Origin of the sequence: Inconstantimicrobium porci, assembly GCF_009696465.1 — a bacterium.
Lineage (GTDB): Bacteria > Bacillota > Clostridia > Clostridiales > Clostridiaceae > Inconstantimicrobium > Inconstantimicrobium porci.
Genome location: NZ_VULX01000008.1, coordinates 41,842 through 59,754 on the forward strand (window position 1 = coordinate 41,842; position 17,913 = coordinate 59,754).

Below are 17,913 nucleotides of genomic sequence, written 5' to 3' on the forward strand. Positions count from 1 at the left end.
AGTTGAAGGACGTGAAATGTTGAAAAGAGTTTGTTTTGTACCACCTTTATGGTTACCGGTTCCTAATGTTAAGGGTGGAGCGATAGAAACGCTAATAACTAATCTAATTGATGAGAATGAAATTGAACAGAAGTTTGAATTTACAGTAATATCAATATATGATGAAGAAGCGGAGAAAAAAAGTTTAAATTACAAACATACAAAGTTTATATACATAAGAAAAACATTATTGAGCAGAGTCCTTAATAAGTCATGGAGATTGTTAAGAAAAATAATTGGAACCAACTTGCCAAGATATTATGAATATTTTGCATTAAGAAAGGTTAAAAACGGAAAATTTGACTTTGTTATAGCAGAAGGAAATGGCGATGGAAACTTTAAATATCTTCTAAACAAGTATGATAAAAAAAGATTGCTAGCACATGTGCATCATCATAGACTTGCAGATGAATATACTAATGAAGTTTTTGGTAATATAGTTGCAATAAGTGAATATGTTAAAAAAGAGTGGGTAAGAACTTCTGCAAACAGGAATGTTTCAGTTCGAGTACTAATGAATGGTATAGATGTCGATAAGTTTGAAAAAAATATATCTTCCTCAGAAAAATGTAATTTGAGAAAGCAATATAATTTTAGTAATGATGATTTTGTCCTTATATTCTGCGGAAGAATAATTAAAGAAAAAGGTGTATTAGAATTAGTTAGAGCAATAGAAAGCATTGAAGATGAAAATATAAAATTATTAATTGTCGGAAGCTCAAATTTTGCTGGCGCAAAGCCTACTGAATATGTTGAAAAGGTATATAAGTTAGCTGAAGAAAGTAAAGGGAAAATACAATTTTCAGGATATATAGATAATTCGGATTTATATAAATATTATAAGATAGCTGATGCAATGGTGGTACCTTCTATATGGGAGGAAGCTGCAGGACTTGTTTGTATAGAGGCAATGGCATCAAGAGTTCCACTTATTGTTAGTAGATCAGGTGGTATGATTGAATATGCTACAAGTGATGTAGCAATTATAGTAGATAAAGACAAAAATCTAGTTAATAATATTGCTGATGCAGTTGTAAAACTGAAAAATGACAAAGATTTATATTTTAAGTTACAGAATAATGAATCTAATTTGGTAAGAAGATTTAGTAGCACACAATATTACAATAATTTTGTTAAATTAATAGATGATGTTAGCAAACAAATAAACTAGTCGGGAGAACAAAAAAATGAACGATAAAATTACGATAGTAACTGCTTTTTTTCAATTAAATAGAGAAAATTGGAGTGGTTTTGAACGATCAAGTATGAAGTATATAGAATACTTTAAGTTTTGGGCAAGATTAAAAAATGATATGGTAATATATACTGACAAACAGTCTAGTAGCTATATAAAAAAGGCAAGAGATGAATTTGAAAGACCAAATACAAAAATAGTAGTTATAGATGATTGGAAGTCTATAGATAGTGAGTTATATAGTAGCATTGAGAAAGCTACTAATAATGATATGTCAAAAGAGTTTAGGCTACAACCTAATAATCCTGAAGTGTGGAATGTTGATTATAATTATATAATGCTATTAAAAGAATGGTGTGTGCAGGATGCAGTAAATAAGGGACTTGCAAATGGAACTATAGCATGGATAGATTTTGGATTTAATCATGGTGGTGACTACTATATAAATTCTGAAGAATTTGATAAGGAATGGAAATATAATTTTAGTGATAAGATACATTTATTCAAAATAAATGATTTTGACAATTTGCCTATATATGAGATATGTAGAAGAATGAATACTTATATACAAGGAGATATGATTGTTGCTCCTGATTATTTATGGAAAGATCTTTGGTTAATGGTAAGGGAGAATATGATGGCTCTAAATAAATGCGGATTATCAGATGATGATCAGACAATTCTTCTTATGTCTTATATGAATAATAAGGATAAGTTCGAAATTCATGATAGTACATGGTTTTCTCCATTGAATGATTTTGGTAATTTGAATTTAACAACTAAAGAAAAAATAAATATTAATAAAAGTAGGATTAATTTATTTAAGCAAAATATGAGATTTAAATATAAAATTTTTAAATATTCTTATAGATGGTATAAGAAATTATTGATTGATTCAATAAAAGGCTAAATTCTATTTAAGGAAGATGATAATGATTAAAAGTATTAGTAAAGAAAAACAATTGGTTATAAATACAATTGCAAGCCTGATTGTGTTTGGTATTAACTTAGTAATATCTTTTTTTGTAACACCATACATAACAGAAAGTATTGGAGCAGAAGCATATGGATTTGTAAGTTTGGCAAATAGCTTTGTTAATTATGCTACAATTATAACTATTGCACTAAATTCTGTAGGTGGAAGATTTATTTCTATAGAATATCATAAAGGAAATAAAGAACAGGCATCAAAATATCTTAGTTCTGTATTCTTCTCTAATGTATTTATGTCTGTGTTAGTTATAATTGCATCAGCGGCAATAATTTTTAATCTTGAGGATATTCTGAATATATCACCACATTTGGTTATTGATGTGAAATTGTTATTTATATTTATATTCTTGAATTTTGTGGTTTCTATATTAAGCACTGTTTTTTCAGTTGCCACATTCATAACTAATAAATTGTACATGTCTAATATTGCCAATGTGCTTGGGGTTGTAGTAAGAATAGTTTTGCTATTTGCATTGTTTGCAAGATTTTCTCCTATTATTTATTTTGTTGGATTAACAAGTGTTATTGGTACAATAGTAGTTGCAGCATGTAATATCTTTTACACAAAGATATTAACTCCAGAACTTAAGGTGAAGAAAAAATATTTTTCGGTAAAGTTGACAAAGGAGTTATTTTCAGCTGGTATATGGAGTTCAATTACTAAATTCGGTCAAGTATTATCTGATGGTCTTGATCTTTTAATAAGTAATATTTTCATTAACTCTTTTGTTATGGGGCAGTTATCAATTGCAAAAACAGTAGGTAATATTATGTCAATTTTATTATCAACAGTATCATCACTGTTTGCACCAAACCTAACAATGTATTATGCAAAAGGTGAAATAAAAAAACTTGTAAGTGGTTTAAAAATGAGGATGAAGTTTACTGGTTTTTTTGCTAATATACCTTTTTGCGTATTTATTGTGTGGGGATATGAATTTTTTAATTTATGGGTTCCAAGTCAAGATATTAGTTTGATTTATGCTTTAGCTGTATTAACAATTCAGGCAATATTAATTTCTGGTGTTTCAACACCTTTAATTAATGTCTTTTTAATAACTAATAAACTTAAGGTAAATTCATTATTTTGGTTAGCTATAAGTGTGTTTGATATAATAATAGTAATTCTATTATTAAACTTAACGGATATAGGTATATTTGCAATTGCTGGTGTAAGTACCCTTGTTGGATTTATATGTAATCTAACATTTGTTCCGATATACACAAGTGTATGTCTTGGGGTAAAGAAAACAGAATTCTATCCTATTATATGTAGATATATAGCTACTACTATAGTAATTTTAGCTGTGTTGTTTTTAGGAAAATCATTTGTTACTTTTAAAATTACATGGATGATGTTAATAGTTTACTGTGGAATCTCTACTATAATTGCACTTGCAATAAATACAGGTCTATTTCTTAATAAGCATGAAAGAAAGAAGTTATTAGAAAAGCTAATGATAAAAAAATAAAAGTATAGAATGTTATGAGTTATTATAGACAGAGTGTACATTTTAAAGATAATTAAATAAATATTGATTGAAAGAAAAAGACAAAATTTTAAAGTATAAAGATAATCAGTAGATTAAAGTAAGGAGATATTTATAATGCAGCATGTTTTTATTATAGGTTCAAAAGGAATTCCAGCACAGTATGGTGGATTTGAAACCTTTGTAGATAAGCTTACAGAGAATAAAAAAAGTCAAGAGATAAAATACCATGTTTCTTGTCTAGCAGATAATAATAATGAATTCGAGTACAATAATGCTAGGTGTTTTAATGTCAAGGTTCCTAATATAGGAGCAGCAAAGGCAGTTTATTATGATATAGCAGCACTTAAGAGATGTGTCGAATATATAGTACAGAATTCAATTGAAAATCCAATAGTATATGTTCTTGCGTGTAGGATAGGTCCTTTCATAGGTAAATATAAAAATAAAATTACTGAATTAGGTGGTACTCTAATGGTAAATCCTGATGGACATGAATGGAAGAGAGATAAATGGAATTTTGCTATTAAAAGGTATTGGAAGTTATCTGAACAGCTTATGGTGAAAAATGCTGATTTGTTAATTTGTGATTCTAAAAATATAGAGAAGTATATTCAGGAAGATTATAGTAAATATAAACCTAAAACTACATTCATAGCTTATGGGGCAGAAACAAATAAATCATCATTAAGAGATGATGATAAAAAACTAACTGACTGGTATGAAAGTCATAATATTAGTGCAAAAAAATATTATCTTGTTGTTGGAAGATTTGTACCTGAAAATAATTATGAAGTTATGATTTCAGAGTTTATGAAATCTAAAACAGATAAAGATTTTGTTTTAATCACTAATGTTGAAAAAAATAAGTTCTATGAATATTTAAAACAGAAAACTAATTTTGAGAATGATAGCAGAATTAAATTTGTTGGTACAGTTTATGATGCAGAACTTCTTAAAAAAATAAGAGAAAATGCATATGGTTATTTCCATGGTCATGAAGTAGGTGGAACTAATCCATCACTTTTAGAGGTATTAGCTACTACAGATTTGAATTTATTGCTTGATGTAGGTTTTAACAAAGAAGTTGCAGAAGATGGCGCTGTATATTTTAATAAAAAAGAAGGAAATTTAGCTGGACTTATTGATTCGGCAGATAATTTTAGCAAAGATGTTATAAGCAATTATTCTGATAAGGCTAAATTAAGAATAGCTAACAATTATAGCTGGGATAAGATTGTTTCAGATTATGAGAAAGTTTTTTTGAGTAAATAATATTTCAGAGAAATTAATAAAATAGGATAAAGTATAACAAGGAGAGTAGATTATAAAAATGAAGAATATTTTATATTTACATGCAGGAGCAGAAATGTATGGTGCAGATATAGTTCTATTGGAATTAATCAAAGGATTAAACAAAAAGGAGTATAATCCTTATGTAGTGTTACCTTGTGAAGGGCTATTAGTGGAAAAAATGAAGGAAAACGATATTCCGGTACAGGTAATACCATATCCTATTTTAAGAAGAAAGTACTTTAATTTATTTGGCATAATAAGATATATGAAAGATTATTTTGTTTATTCAAAAAAATTAAAAGAAATATGTGCTAATAAGAAAATAGATATTATTCATACTAACACTTCAGCTGTTCTTGAAGGGATATATTTAAAAAAGAAATTAGACATAAAACATGTATGGCACATTCATGAAATAATAATGAAACCTAAGTTTATACATAAGACATTAAGTTTTTTAATTTCAAAATATGCAGATCAAGTTATAACTGTATCTAATTCTGTTAAGAACCACTTGATTGCTACAAAATACTTTAAGGAAGATGAGATAAAAGTAGTATATAATGGTGTAGATAATCAAATATTCAATCCAGATAATAAATATGATTACTTAAAACAAGAACTTAATATTCCTAATGATGCTGTGGTTGTCGGTATGATCGGTAGAGTAAATGCTTGGAAGGGCCAGAATGATTTTCTTGACGCTATAAAATATGTTTTAGTAAAAGACAAAAATGTGTATGCAATGCTTGTTGGAGGAGTGTTCGAAGGTCAGGAGTGGAGAATGACAGAACTTAAGGACAGAATAAAACAAATGGATAATAGCGACAGAATAATTCTTCAGGATTACAGAACAGATGTTAAAAATATACACTGTCTTTTTGATGTTTTTGTACTTCCAAGTACTAATCCAGATCCGCTTCCAACTGTTGTTCTTGAATCTATGGCAAGTGGTACTCCAGTTGTTGCATATGCACACGGTGGAGTGTGCGAAATGGTAAAACAGGATTATAACGGGAAGCTTGTTGAAGTTGGAAATGCTAAAGCGCTAGCAGATGCTATCCATAATCTTGTTTGTGATGAAAAGCTTAGAATAAGTCAATCGATTAATTCGTTAGAAAGACAGAAGAATATGTTTTCATTAGATAGCTATATTAGTAATTTTACGGAAGTTTATAAAAAGTTATAATTAGGATGTGATTATGTGGATAAAGAGGAGCTACTTCTTAGTATAATTATACCGGTATATAATGTAGAGAAGTATTTACGTCAATGTATTGAGAGTGTTGTTAAACAGAATCTTTATAATTATGAAATTATATTGGTTAATGATGGATCTACAGATAATAGTCTTAATATATGTAAGGAATATGCTGATAAGTATACTGAAATTAAAATTATAGATCAGAAAAATAAAGGACTTGGTGCTGCAAGAAATGCAGGTATTAAAAAAGCATCTGGTAAATACATAGGATTTCTTGATAGTGATGATTACATAAAACAGGATATGTTTTCAAAAATGTTGAATAAGGCTGAAGAGGATAATCTTGATCTTGTAATATGTGCAGTTGAAATGTATTTTGAAGATGATGGTAGAATAAATGTTATTGAAAATCATATAAATCACAATCTTATATATAATAAAATGGATATTATAAGATATGTTTTAACAAGAAATGTACAGTGTTTTGCTTGGAATAAAATATATAGAAGAAGTCTTTTTTATAATTTAGGCTATGAGGAAAATGTATATTATGAGGATATTTTCACAATGTACAAAGTAGCGCAGATGACTAATAAGTGGACAATAATTAATGATCCATTATATGTATATAGGCAGAGAAAAAATAATATAACAAGTACTGTTACGTTAAAACATATAAATGATTTAAATTTTGAGATAGAAAAGGTTCATGATGATATAAAACTTTGCACTTATATTGATCCGAAACTGGATATGTCTTTTATTATTTCATATTTAAATGTTAGTCTTGATTTATTTTTTAAATATTGTAAATATGACAGTAGTAGTATTTATAAAAATTATCAGAAAGTATATGGAAATATACCTAAGTATAGAGTGTCAGAAATTATATTTAATAAATATATTCAAAGAAGATTTAAAATAAATTATCTACTTTTTAAGATGAGGATACTTCCGATTCTTAAAAAACTAAAAAATAAGAGCTGATGAAAGGAAATTTAGAATGATTAGTATAGTTATACCTACATATAATAGAGAAAAAACTATTTCTAGAGCTTTAGATAGTGCATTAAATCAAACGTATAAAGATTTTGAGATAATTGTAGTTGATGATAATTCAAATGATAGAACTTGTGAAATTGTGAAAAGATACTGCGATAAATTCAATAATATTACTTATATAAAACATGAGGTTAATAAAGGTGGTTCAGGAGCTAGAAATACTGGTGTTAAAAATTCACATGGAGATATTATAGCATTTCTTGATAGTGACGATGAATTTGCAGATGACAAGCTTGAGAAATGTATGAATATTTTCAATGAAAGAAAAGATGTGGGTTTTATCTATACTGATGTTTATTTTATCAGTGAAATAACAGGACATAAGTATATAAGTGAAAGACAAGAATGGAATAATAGCTATAAAGAGCTTTTAAGAAACAATATTATAGGTGGTACATCATCAATTGTAATTAGAAGGGAAGTCTTTGATAAGGCAAAAGGTTTTAATGAAACTTTACCAAGTTGTCAAGATTGGGATTTTTATATAAGAGCGTTAAAAAATTGTAATGCATATAGAGTAGCAGGACCACTTACAAAATATTATGTTCATGAAGATAGTATATCAGGCAATAAGAATAAGGCAATTAATGGACATCTTCATATAATGCAAGAAACAAAAGAAATCCTAAAGGATTATAATGATAAAAAGTTATTTAGAAGTATAATGAGTGAACAGTATGTAACAATTGCTCAGATATATTCTAATTTTAGTGATTATAAAAATGCTAAAAAAAATTATTTTGAGGCATTAAAAATGAATGTATTTAATAAAAAAGCTCTTAAAAATAGTATGCTTACTTTATTAGGAGAAAAAAAGTTTCTTGCAACAAAGAGAAAATACTCACTTAAAAAGAATTCATTATTACATTCTAATTAGTTTTTGAGGAGATAATATGAAAATTTGTTTTATAGTTCAGGATATATTCTCTGTAGGAGGCATACAGAGAGTGGTTTCTGTTTTGGCTAATGAACTTGTAAAAAAGAATCAAGTGGATATTTTATGTATAAGTCATAATAAGAATGAGGATAGATCTCTTTATAATCTTAATGAAAAAATTAATGTAGTTATTGATGATTCTTTTTTAAAGAGAAGAATTATTAATAAGTTTCCTTCAAAAGTATTAAGAAAATTAAATAATAGATTTAACTTTTTAAATAATATAAGATCAGTTAATATCCTTAGGTATGCTTATTATCCAAAAGAAGTATTAAATAGATTTGAAAGTTACATAAATACAAATAATTATGATGTTGTAATTGGTGTAGCAAATGAATACAGTTTATTGCTTAGTATAATTGCAAAAAGGGTTAACTGTAGGACAATAGGATGGCAACATAGTTCATATGATGCTTATTTTAATACAAAAGGAGCATATTCTTATCATCAAGAGGAACTATATAAGAAATATATGAATAATCTTGATCAGCTTATTGTGCTCACAAATTATGATAAATCTATGTATGAAACTAAGCTTAACATTTCAACAAAAGTAATATATAATCCTATAACTATTAAATGTGATAAAAAATCAAAATTAGATAACAAAGTAATTTTATTTGCTGGAAGACTTGAAGAGTCAAAAGGTGTTGATTTGCTTTTAAAGACATTTGCTATAGTACATAGGAGAAGACCAGATTGGAAACTATATATAGCTGGAGATGGTAGTAAGAAAGACGAAATTATTGAAAGTATAAGAGAAAAAAATTTGGATGACTATGTAAGTATGCTTGGTAATATTAAGGATATGATGAAACAATACTGTTCATCATCAATCTTTGTTTCGTCTTCAAGATGGGAAGGTTTTGGCTTGTCATTAATTGAAGCCATGGGATGCGGAGTGCCTGTAGTATCCTTTGCAAATTCCGGCCCTAATGAGATAATAGATGACAATTGGAAAAATGGAATTCTAATTGAGAAGTACGATATTGATAACTTTGCAGATGCAATTATTCGTCTTATAGATGATAAGAAATTAAGAGAATTAATTGGAAGTGAATCAATAAAACGGGCAGAAGAATTTTTAATAAACAACATACTTACAGAATGGTATTCAATATTTTAATTTAAGCAGGAGGTTTGAAATGAATATAAAGTTATTAATATTCATCATATTTACAATAATTGTAGTTATATTTGGTATGAATAGATTTAAAGATAAAAATAACAACTTTAATATTTTTCTTATATTTTGTGCTATTTTATTAAATTTATATATAAGAACTGATTTTGAATTTGGTGCTAAATATTGGTACATATCAACAGTATTAATTCTATTGTTTGTCATATATATTGCTTTATTAATTGATAATATGAAAAAGATTGGTAACGTAAAAGGATTTATCAAACAAATTAAAATTGATAATATATTATTAGTGATTATATTAATTAGCTTTATTGTTTCATTTAAAACAAAACAGGTCTATAATATTAATAGTTTTCTGGATATGTTTTTTATGTATTTTAGTATTTTACTAATTGGACTTATTTATAAGCATATGAAAAAATTTAGTTATAAGTATGTCCTTGAGTTATGTACTGTGTTAGCTGCATTTAACGGATGCCTTAGTATTTTACAATATGTTTTTAATAAAAAGTTTCTTATAGGACAGTTTAATGATACTTTATCATATATGCAGAGTGGTCATATTGTAAAAAGATCTGTGGGCATAGCCGGAACCAATAATGCAGCAGGAGTTCTTGGAGTAATCTTTTTTTCTGTAGTTCTATTTTGTTTCTTGAAAAATAGGAGTAGGAAGAACTTGATTGCACTTATTTTAACTTCCATATTTTCAATTTTAACTTTAACAAGAACAGGTTATGTAGCTATTGCAGCTGAAATTTTATGCTATGTATTGTTTACAGATTGGAAGGATAAAAAGATAAGAAAAATAAAGTTATGGGCTTTTGCAGGGTTCGCTATTACATTTACAATCATTATGTTTCTTTTTGGTGAAAAGATAATCTTTACTTTATTCACACAAAGAGGAGCAACTGCTAGTTCAAGATTTGTTCAATATAGATTTATATTTGATAAAATTTTGGGATTCTATCCATCATGGGGTGGTATAGGCGTTGGACAATATAGAGATTTTGTAGCAGTTAATTTTCGTACTAGCAGCGGAAAATTATGGCCATATATTAGTATAGATGTTCATTCTCAATATTTAAGTTTAATAGTTGATTCAGGATGGATAGTAGCATTATTATTCTTATTATTTAATGTATATCTTTTATATAAGGCAGTTAAATCATGCAGTGGTAAGTTACAAAGAGCATTTGTAATATCATTATTCGTAGGTAATTTTATGGCATCAAATTTCGTACCAAATCAGGAGTATGTAATAAATAACTGGTTATATTATCTAATAATGTATTGCATGGTATATAAGAAAAACAACAAAGAACTAATAAATTAAAGGAGTTTTCTATGCGTACTGTAAGTATAATAGTGCCGGTTTATAATGCAGAGAGATATATAGATAAATGTATTCAAAGTATTATAAATCAAACATATAAGAATATTGAAATCATTCTTGTGGATGATGGTTCTACAGATAATAGCAACATAATTTGCAAACAATATGAAAAAATACATGATAATTTAAAACTTATATCTACTGAAAATAGAGGCGTTTCTTGTGCGAGAAATACTGGTATAGAGTCTTCATCAGGAAAATATATTATGTTTGTAGATTCTGATGATTATATTGATAATGATATGATCGAAAAAATGCTACAAAAAGTAGAAGAAAATAATTATGATTTGTGTATATGTAACTATGTTAAGGAATACATAGATAAGCAAATAAATATAGAGTGTTTTGGTAAAGATCAAGTACTTAATAATGAAGAAATTAATCATTTAATTATAGACATTATTGAAAGAAGCGATAATCAAAAAGAGCATTTGTTAGCAGGAGTAAGAGGACCTTGGTGTAAGTTATATAGTAAAGAGATTATTGATAAATATGATATAAGATTTAATAATGAGCTTATCATAGGAGAAGATTTTATTTTTAACTTGGATTATCTAGCAAAATGTAGTAGTGTAAGTATAATTAATAAGTATTATTATCACTATGTAACCAATATGAATTCTGCAACCATGAAATATAAAGACATGTGCTGGAGTGGTATCTACAAAAAGATAATTTTATGCCTTATTACTTTCTTAAAATGTAATGATTTATTTGAGGTGGGTAAAGAAAGAGTAGATAAATTAATAATAAAATATTTCTTTATGTGTATTTATAATGAGATGTCTGATAATAATACTCATAATCTTAAATATAAACTTAGTCAGATAAAATATATGTGTAATGATGAAATTATAAGAAAGGCTATATATAATTTTAAAGGAACTTATGTGACTCCAAAAGAAAAAATGATTATTACACTGGCTAAATATAAAGCATATTATCTTATTTATCCTCTTGTAAAAATAAAAATACATAATTAATGTAGCATATGAAAGGAGAAAATATGATTAAGATCAGTATTGTAGTGCCAATTTATAATGTGGAAAAGTATTTATGCAGATGCATTGATTCTATAATAAATCAAACTATTAAAGATATAGAAGTTATTCTTGTAGATGATGGTTCAACAGATAGCTGTCCTAAGATTTGTGATCAATATGCTCAAAAAGATATTAGAATTAGAGTTATACATAAAAGCAATGGAGGTCTTAGTTCTGCGAGAAATGAAGGAATAAAAGTTGCACAAGGACAGTATATTGGATTTGTTGATAGTGATGATTATGTTAATATTAATATGTATGAAAAATTATATAACCAAGCTATTGAAAAAGGTGCAGATATAGTACAGTGTCATTTTAAGAAGGTCTATGAAGATGAAGATTATTCTCGTTTGATTAACGAATGTGACGTTGATGAATTAAGTAACAATGAGGCTTTATTAAGACTTGTTAAAATGGGTGAATTACATGTACAATCAGTTGTTGCGTGGAATAAGATTTATAAAAAGGAATTATTTCAGAATATATCCTATCCTATCGGAAAGCTTCATGAAGATGAGTTTACAACATATAAGTTATTTGCTAATAGTTCAAAAATAGTGGATATTAGTCAAGAACTTTACTATTATAGACAGGTTGAAGGTAGTATAATGAATAGAAAATTTAATGTAAAAAGATTAGATTATCTTGAGGCATTAGTAAATATGGTTAACTTTTTTAAGAATAAAAATGATGATGAACTATTTAGATTACTAATCCAACGTTCGATAGATACTTGTAGAATGTATTATTATGAAGCTTATGATAAAATAGGTGATAAAAGTACATGTAATGGAATTAAACAAAAATATAACTTCATGTTTAAATATTACTTGTGTAATAAAAATATTAAAATTGAAAAGAAATTAAGTAGTTGTATTTTTTATATAAGTCCGAATATTTATAAACTTATTCAGACAAAACGTAAAAAGCAATTGTATTGAGTTGTAAAATGCGCAAGGAGGAATTTAATGGAATGATAAAAATTAAAAGATTTTCTGTAATTACATTAATTATATTTTTTGTTGTAAATATAATTAATGTTCCAATGATTAAAAATGTACAAGCATTGGATGATGTAAAACTTGTATCAACATGTAGAGTGACAAAGGAAGAAGCTCAAAATTGGGCAAGATCTAAAGGAGCAACAGCGACATTCGTTAACCTTGCCAATTATTATTGGAAGTATAGTGATAGTCATGGAAATATTAATCCATCTATTGCATATGTACAAGCAGCAAAGGAAACTGGATATGGCAAATTTGGAGGGGTTATCAAAGAAGACTATCATAATCCTTGTGGATTAAAGACTGAAAAAGGTGGGGACGATAAAGATCCCAATGCGCATCAGAAGTTTAATTCATGGGATGAAGGTGTACAAGCTCATTTAGATCATATGGCATTGTATGCTGGATTGAAAGGATATCCTAGAAAAGAAACTTATGATCCAAGACATTTTTCATACTTATATGGAAAAGGTGGAGACAGTATAATAACAATGTCAAAAGGATGGGCTACTGATCGTAATTATGGTGAAAATCTTCTTAAACTATATTATAATTTATTATCATATAAAACACCAAAGATGTGGGTAGAAGATATTAATGTATCATATAGTGGTTCATCAAAATATCTTAATATTAGAGGTTGGTCAATAAATGCAACTGGAATAAAATCAGTACAGGTATATGCAGACAATAAACTGTTAGGAAATGCACAAATAGGATTAAGCAGACCAGATGTAAAAAATGCTTATTCTACATATATAGGATCAGAAAATGCAGGATTTACAGCAAAGTTTGATATTACAAAATCAATTTTATCATCAAAATCTACTATAAAAATAGTATCAATAGGTAATGATGGAGTAAGTACAACAAGTGAGAAAACTATAAATATAGAAAAGCCAGCACCAAAGATGTGGGTAGAAGATGCTAGTGTAGAATATAGTGGAGGATTAAGGTATTTAAATGTAAAGGGCTGGTCAATAAATGCAACTGGAATAAAATCAGTACAGGTATATGCAGACAATAAACTGTTAGGAAATGCACAAATAGGATTAAGCAGACCAGATGTAAAAAATGCTTATTCTACATATATAGGATCAGAAAATGCAGGATTTACAGCAAAGTTTGATATTACAAAATCAATTTTATCATCAAAATCTACTATAAAAATAGTATCAATAGGTAATGATGGAGTAAGTACAACAAGTGAGAAAACTATAAATATAGAAAAGCCAGCACCAAAGATGTGGGTAGAAGATGCTAGTGTAGAATATAGTGGAGGATTAAGGTATTTAAATGTAAAGGGCTGGTCAATAAATGCAACTGGAATAAAATCAGTACAGGTATATGCAGACAATAAACTGTTAGGAAATGCACAAATAGGATTAAGCAGACCAGATGTAAAAAATGCTTATTCTACATATATAGGATCAGAAAATGCAGGGTTTACAGCAAAGTTTGATATTACAAAATCAATTTTATCATCAAAATCTACTATAAAAATAGTATCAATAGGTAATGATGGAGTAAGTACAACAAGTGAGAAAGCTATAAATATAGAAAAGCCAGCACCAAAGATGTGGGTAGAAGATATTAGTGTAGAATCTAGTGGATCATCAAGATACTTGAATGTGAAGGGCTGGGCAATAAATGCAACTGAAGTTCAATGTGTAAAAGTATATGTTGGTAATACACTATTAGGAAATGCACAGATAGGATTAAGTAGACCAGATATAAAGAAGAATTATCCGAATTACTATAGATCAGAAAATGCAGGATTTACGGCAAAATTTGATGTTACAAAAATAAAACCAATATCAAATACTCCTATAAAGGTGATTGCCTTTGGAACTGATGGTACAACAACAGCAAGTACAAAAGTGCTACCAGAACAAAAAATGTGGGTAGAAGATATTAGTATACAAGAAAGTGGCTTAAACAAATATCTGAATATACGAGGTTGGGCAGTAAATATAACTGGAATTAAGTCAGTACAGGTATATGCAGATGATAAATTTATAGGAAATGCACAAATAGGATTAAGCAGACCAGATATAAAGAAGAATTATCCGAATTACTATGAATCAGAAAATGCAGGATTTACAGCAAAATTTGATATTACATCATCAGTAGCACCTGGTGTGAGAACAATAAAGGTTGTTGCGACAGGGAATGATGGAGTAATAACATCAGTAAACAAATATGTATCTATAACTAAAAAAAGTAAACTTATAGTTATAGATTCAGGACATGGTGGAATCACAAGTAATAAACAAGGGTACCAGGATCCTGGTACAGTTTGTGGAGAATATATAGAGGCTGAACTTAATATGAAGGTTGCGCTTGAGCTACAAAAGGATCTTGAAAACTTAGGATATAGAACTGCTATGACTAATACTCCATTATCACAATTCGTTGATCTTATGCCAAGATCTGAGTTAGCAAATTCTTTAAATGCTGATTTATTTATTAGCTTACATCATAATTCTTTTACCAATTCTAGTGCAAATGGTATAGAAACACACTATTACTCTAAAAGTAAAGCTTCAGATAAAAATAAACAGATAAGCAAGGAATTTGCTACAAAAGTAAATAATAATCTTTGTAAAGATTATATAGATGGGTATAAATATCGTAATAGATATAGCAAGGATAGTAATTTTAGTGTTATAAGAGAAACTAAAATACCTTCAGTGTTAATTGAACTTGGATTTTTAACTAATCCAAATGAAGCAAAACATTGTGCAAGTGTGAAAGATCAACAAATTAAAGCAAATATTATAGCTAATACAGTTAAGTCTCAAATGTAGACATATTATAGTAAGTTTATAGAAGTATAATGATATTTAATAAATATTATTATGATTCTTTGAATTTGTTTCAATTTTAAAGGGGGATATAGAATGAAAAGAAATAAAAGTATATCTTTAGTGGTGTTATTGATATTTATTGTTACAAATATACTTAATTGCTATAGTGTACAAGCATATACAACTAATCAAAATATGGCTAAGATATGGGTTGAAAATGATATAGTTACAAATGAAGGGGATAAACAATATTTAGAGATAAAAGGCTGGTCTATAAATGAATCGGGGGTCAAGGAAGTAAAAGTATATATAGATGATAAATTTGTAGGAAATTTGACATCAGGACAAAAGAGAATGGATGTTAAGAAGGCATATCCTTCATATTATGACTCTGAAAATGCAGGATTTGGAGGGAAAATAGATATTACAAGAAATGTGGCTCCTGGAAAGAGAAAAGTTAAGGTAGAATCAATAGGAAATGATGGAACAAGAACAACAAATACAAAATCAATAGATATAACAAAATCAGCACCAAAAGCATGGATAGAGAAAATTACAGAAACAAAAGAAGGAAACAAACAGTATTTAGAATTAAAAGGCTGGTCAATAAATGCTTCAGGAGTAAAAGAAATAAAGGTATATGTTGATGATAAATATATAGGTACGTTACAAAACGGGCAAAAGAGAATGGATGTTAAGAAGGCATATCCTTCATATTATGACTCTGAAAATGCAGGATTTGGAGGGAAAATAGATATTACAAGAAATGTGGCTCCTGGAAAGAGAAAAGTTAAGGTAGAATCAATAGGAAATGATGGAACAAGAACAACAAATATAAAATCAATAGATATAACAAAATCAGCACCAAAAGCATGGATAGAGAAAATTACAGAAACAAAAGAAGGAAACAAACAGTATTTAGAATTAAAAGGCTGGTCAATAAATGCTTCAGGAGTAAAAGAAATAAAGGTATATGTTGATGATAAATACATAGGTACGTTACAAAACGGGCAAAAGAGAATGGATGTTAAGAAGGCATATCCTTCATATTATGACTCTGAAAATGCAGGATTTGGAGGGAAAATAGATATTACAAGAAATGTGGCTCCTGGAAAGAGAAAAGTTAAGGTAGAATCAATAGGAAATGATGGAACAAGAACAACAAATACAAAATCAATAGATATCACAAAACCAGCACCGAAGATATGGGTGGAGAAAATTACAGAAATAAAAAAAGGAAATAAACAAAAATTAGAAATAAAAGGTTGGTCTATAAATGCATCAGGGGTTAGAGAGGTAAAGGTATATATATCTGATAAATATATTGGTAAATTAACATCAGGACAAAGAAGAGATGATATAAAACACACATATCCATCATATTATAATTCAGAATATGCAGGATTTAGTGGAATAATAGACATACCTAATAATATAGGTGCAGGAAACAAAATTTTAAAAATAATATCTGAAGGAAATGATGGAAGTCAAATTGCTACAAATAAAACTATAACTGTAGGTAGTAGATTAATAGTAATTGATCCAGGCCATCTTGGGCATGATTCAGGTGCTTGCGCATATGGTGTAAGAGAATCAGATTTAAATGCTGGAGTGGCTGTAAAGCTAGAAAAACAGCTTCAGGGAATGGGATATAGAACTTATATGACAAGAAGCCCACTTAGACCAAATGAGTATGCTGCTTTAAGCACTGCAAATGAATTGAAACAAAGATATACTGCTGCTAATAATTTAAAAGCAGATTTATTTATTAGCTTACATCATGATGTTGCAGGGAGCAATTCGTCTGGAATGTGGACATTCTATTCATCATGGAAGCCAGGAATAAAGAATAATCCATCAGATTTAAGATCATTAACAACAGGATATGATGGAAATAGGGATATACATCCAACAAGAGAAGCTCAATTGAGTAAAGAATTTGGACAAAAAGTTTTAAATAATTTAACTAGTAAATGTGGATATCCAGCTGTTAGACCTTATGTAGTTGATAGAAATCTATCTGTTACAGTTCATACTAATATGCCATCAGTACTTATTGAATTAGGAATGATGTCAAATAGAAGTGAACTTAGAAGATGTCAAAGTTCTAGTGGACAACAACAAAAAGCTAAAGTTATAGCTGATACAGTCAAATCTATGTTTTAGTTAAATATAAAATATAGATTTAAAAATGTAACAATATGTTATAAATAGTTTATTAAAAGTGAGAATTGTGGTAATATATATTTATATGTTATCACAATTTTTTTGTGATTAATCTTATGTGAGTATGGAGGAAA

General features: G+C 28.0%; 13 protein-coding genes. All 13 read left to right on the top strand.

The window, feature by feature from the left end; translation table 11 throughout:
• Positions 1-16 precede the first annotated feature (16 nt).
• The 13 genes from FYJ33_RS07260 (at position 17) to FYJ33_RS07320 (ending at position 17,779) form a co-directional block, all read left to right on the top strand.
• The gene (locus tag FYJ33_RS07260) at positions 17-1,210 is read left to right on the top strand and encodes a glycosyltransferase family 4 protein (RefSeq protein WP_154531079.1); all 1,194 of its coding nucleotides are present in this window, start codon (positions 17-19) and stop codon (positions 1,208-1,210) included.
• A gap of 16 nt (positions 1,211-1,226) precedes the next feature.
• On the top strand, positions 1,227-2,144 hold the full coding sequence (locus FYJ33_RS07265; RefSeq protein ID WP_154531080.1) for a WlaTC/HtrL family glycosyltransferase: 918 nt from the start codon (positions 1,227-1,229) through the stop codon (positions 2,142-2,144).
• A 22-nt stretch (positions 2,145-2,166) separates the two neighbouring features.
• Positions 2,167-3,699: a lipopolysaccharide biosynthesis protein gene (locus FYJ33_RS07270; RefSeq protein WP_154531081.1), complete on the top strand. Its 1,533-nt coding sequence runs from the start codon at positions 2,167-2,169 to the stop codon at positions 3,697-3,699.
• 135 nt (positions 3,700-3,834) lie between these two features.
• Positions 3,835-4,992 carry a beta 1-4 rhamnosyltransferase Cps2T gene (gene cps2T, locus FYJ33_RS07275; protein WP_154531082.1) on the top strand — a complete coding sequence of 386 codons (1,158 nt, stop codon included), beginning with the start codon at positions 3,835-3,837 and terminating at the stop codon, positions 4,990-4,992.
• 58 nt (positions 4,993-5,050) lie between these two features.
• Positions 5,051-6,202 (top strand): glycosyltransferase family 4 protein, encoded by a 1,152-nt coding sequence (locus FYJ33_RS07280; RefSeq protein WP_154531083.1) that lies wholly within the window; start codon positions 5,051-5,053, stop codon positions 6,200-6,202.
• A 15-nt stretch (positions 6,203-6,217) separates the two neighbouring features.
• The gene (locus FYJ33_RS07285) at positions 6,218-7,204 is read left to right on the top strand and encodes a glycosyltransferase family 2 protein (RefSeq protein ID WP_154531084.1); all 987 of its coding nucleotides are present in this window, start codon (positions 6,218-6,220) and stop codon (positions 7,202-7,204) included.
• A gap of 16 nt (positions 7,205-7,220) precedes the next feature.
• Positions 7,221-8,156: a glycosyltransferase family 2 protein gene (locus FYJ33_RS07290; RefSeq protein ID WP_154531085.1), complete on the top strand. Its 936-nt coding sequence runs from the start codon at positions 7,221-7,223 to the stop codon at positions 8,154-8,156.
• Positions 8,157-8,172: 16 nt separating this feature from the next.
• Positions 8,173-9,342: a glycosyltransferase gene (locus tag FYJ33_RS07295; protein WP_154531086.1), complete on the top strand. Its 1,170-nt coding sequence runs from the start codon at positions 8,173-8,175 to the stop codon at positions 9,340-9,342.
• 19 nt (positions 9,343-9,361) lie between these two features.
• Positions 9,362-10,696 (top strand): O-antigen ligase family protein, encoded by a 1,335-nt coding sequence (locus FYJ33_RS07300; protein WP_154531087.1) that lies wholly within the window; start codon positions 9,362-9,364, stop codon positions 10,694-10,696.
• An 11-nt stretch (positions 10,697-10,707) separates the two neighbouring features.
• Positions 10,708-11,739, top strand: coding sequence for a glycosyltransferase family 2 protein (locus FYJ33_RS07305; RefSeq protein ID WP_154531088.1), 1,032 nt, complete (start codon positions 10,708-10,710; stop codon positions 11,737-11,739).
• A 23-nt stretch (positions 11,740-11,762) separates the two neighbouring features.
• Positions 11,763-12,740 carry a glycosyltransferase family 2 protein gene (locus tag FYJ33_RS07310; protein WP_206046638.1) on the top strand — a complete coding sequence of 326 codons (978 nt, stop codon included), beginning with the start codon at positions 11,763-11,765 and terminating at the stop codon, positions 12,738-12,740.
• A 32-nt stretch (positions 12,741-12,772) separates the two neighbouring features.
• On the top strand, positions 12,773-15,613 hold the full coding sequence (locus tag FYJ33_RS16045) for an N-acetylmuramoyl-L-alanine amidase (RefSeq protein WP_235900797.1): 2,841 nt from the start codon (positions 12,773-12,775) through the stop codon (positions 15,611-15,613).
• A gap of 93 nt (positions 15,614-15,706) precedes the next feature.
• A complete protein-coding gene (locus tag FYJ33_RS07320; protein WP_154531090.1) occupies positions 15,707-17,779 on the top strand; it encodes an N-acetylmuramoyl-L-alanine amidase family protein in 2,073 nt (690 codons plus the stop codon).
• The last annotated feature ends 134 nt before the right edge of the window (positions 17,780-17,913 follow it).

Bases quoted from the DNA above. Each gene is read 5' to 3' on its own strand.
- FYJ33_RS07265 (WP_154531080.1), top strand. From the start codon at position 1,227: ATGAACGATAAAATTACGATAGTAACTGCTTTTTTTCAATTAAATAGA.
- FYJ33_RS07260 (WP_154531079.1), top strand. From the start codon at position 17: ATGTTGAAAAGAGTTTGTTTTGTACCACCTTTATGGTTACCGGTTCCT.
- cps2T (WP_154531082.1), top strand. From the start codon at position 3,835: ATGCAGCATGTTTTTATTATAGGTTCAAAAGGAATTCCAGCACAGTAT.
- FYJ33_RS16045 (WP_235900797.1), top strand. From the start codon at position 12,773: ATGATAAAAATTAAAAGATTTTCTGTAATTACATTAATTATATTTTTT.
- FYJ33_RS07280 (WP_154531083.1), top strand. From the start codon at position 5,051: ATGAAGAATATTTTATATTTACATGCAGGAGCAGAAATGTATGGTGCA.
- FYJ33_RS07290 (WP_154531085.1), top strand. From the start codon at position 7,221: ATGATTAGTATAGTTATACCTACATATAATAGAGAAAAAACTATTTCT.
- FYJ33_RS07300 (WP_154531087.1), top strand. From the start codon at position 9,362: ATGAATATAAAGTTATTAATATTCATCATATTTACAATAATTGTAGTT.
- FYJ33_RS07270 (WP_154531081.1), top strand. From the start codon at position 2,167: ATGATTAAAAGTATTAGTAAAGAAAAACAATTGGTTATAAATACAATT.
- FYJ33_RS07305 (WP_154531088.1), top strand. From the start codon at position 10,708: ATGCGTACTGTAAGTATAATAGTGCCGGTTTATAATGCAGAGAGATAT.
- FYJ33_RS07310 (WP_206046638.1), top strand. From the start codon at position 11,763: ATGATTAAGATCAGTATTGTAGTGCCAATTTATAATGTGGAAAAGTAT.
- FYJ33_RS07320 (WP_154531090.1), top strand. From the start codon at position 15,707: ATGAAAAGAAATAAAAGTATATCTTTAGTGGTGTTATTGATATTTATT.
- FYJ33_RS07295 (WP_154531086.1), top strand. From the start codon at position 8,173: ATGAAAATTTGTTTTATAGTTCAGGATATATTCTCTGTAGGAGGCATA.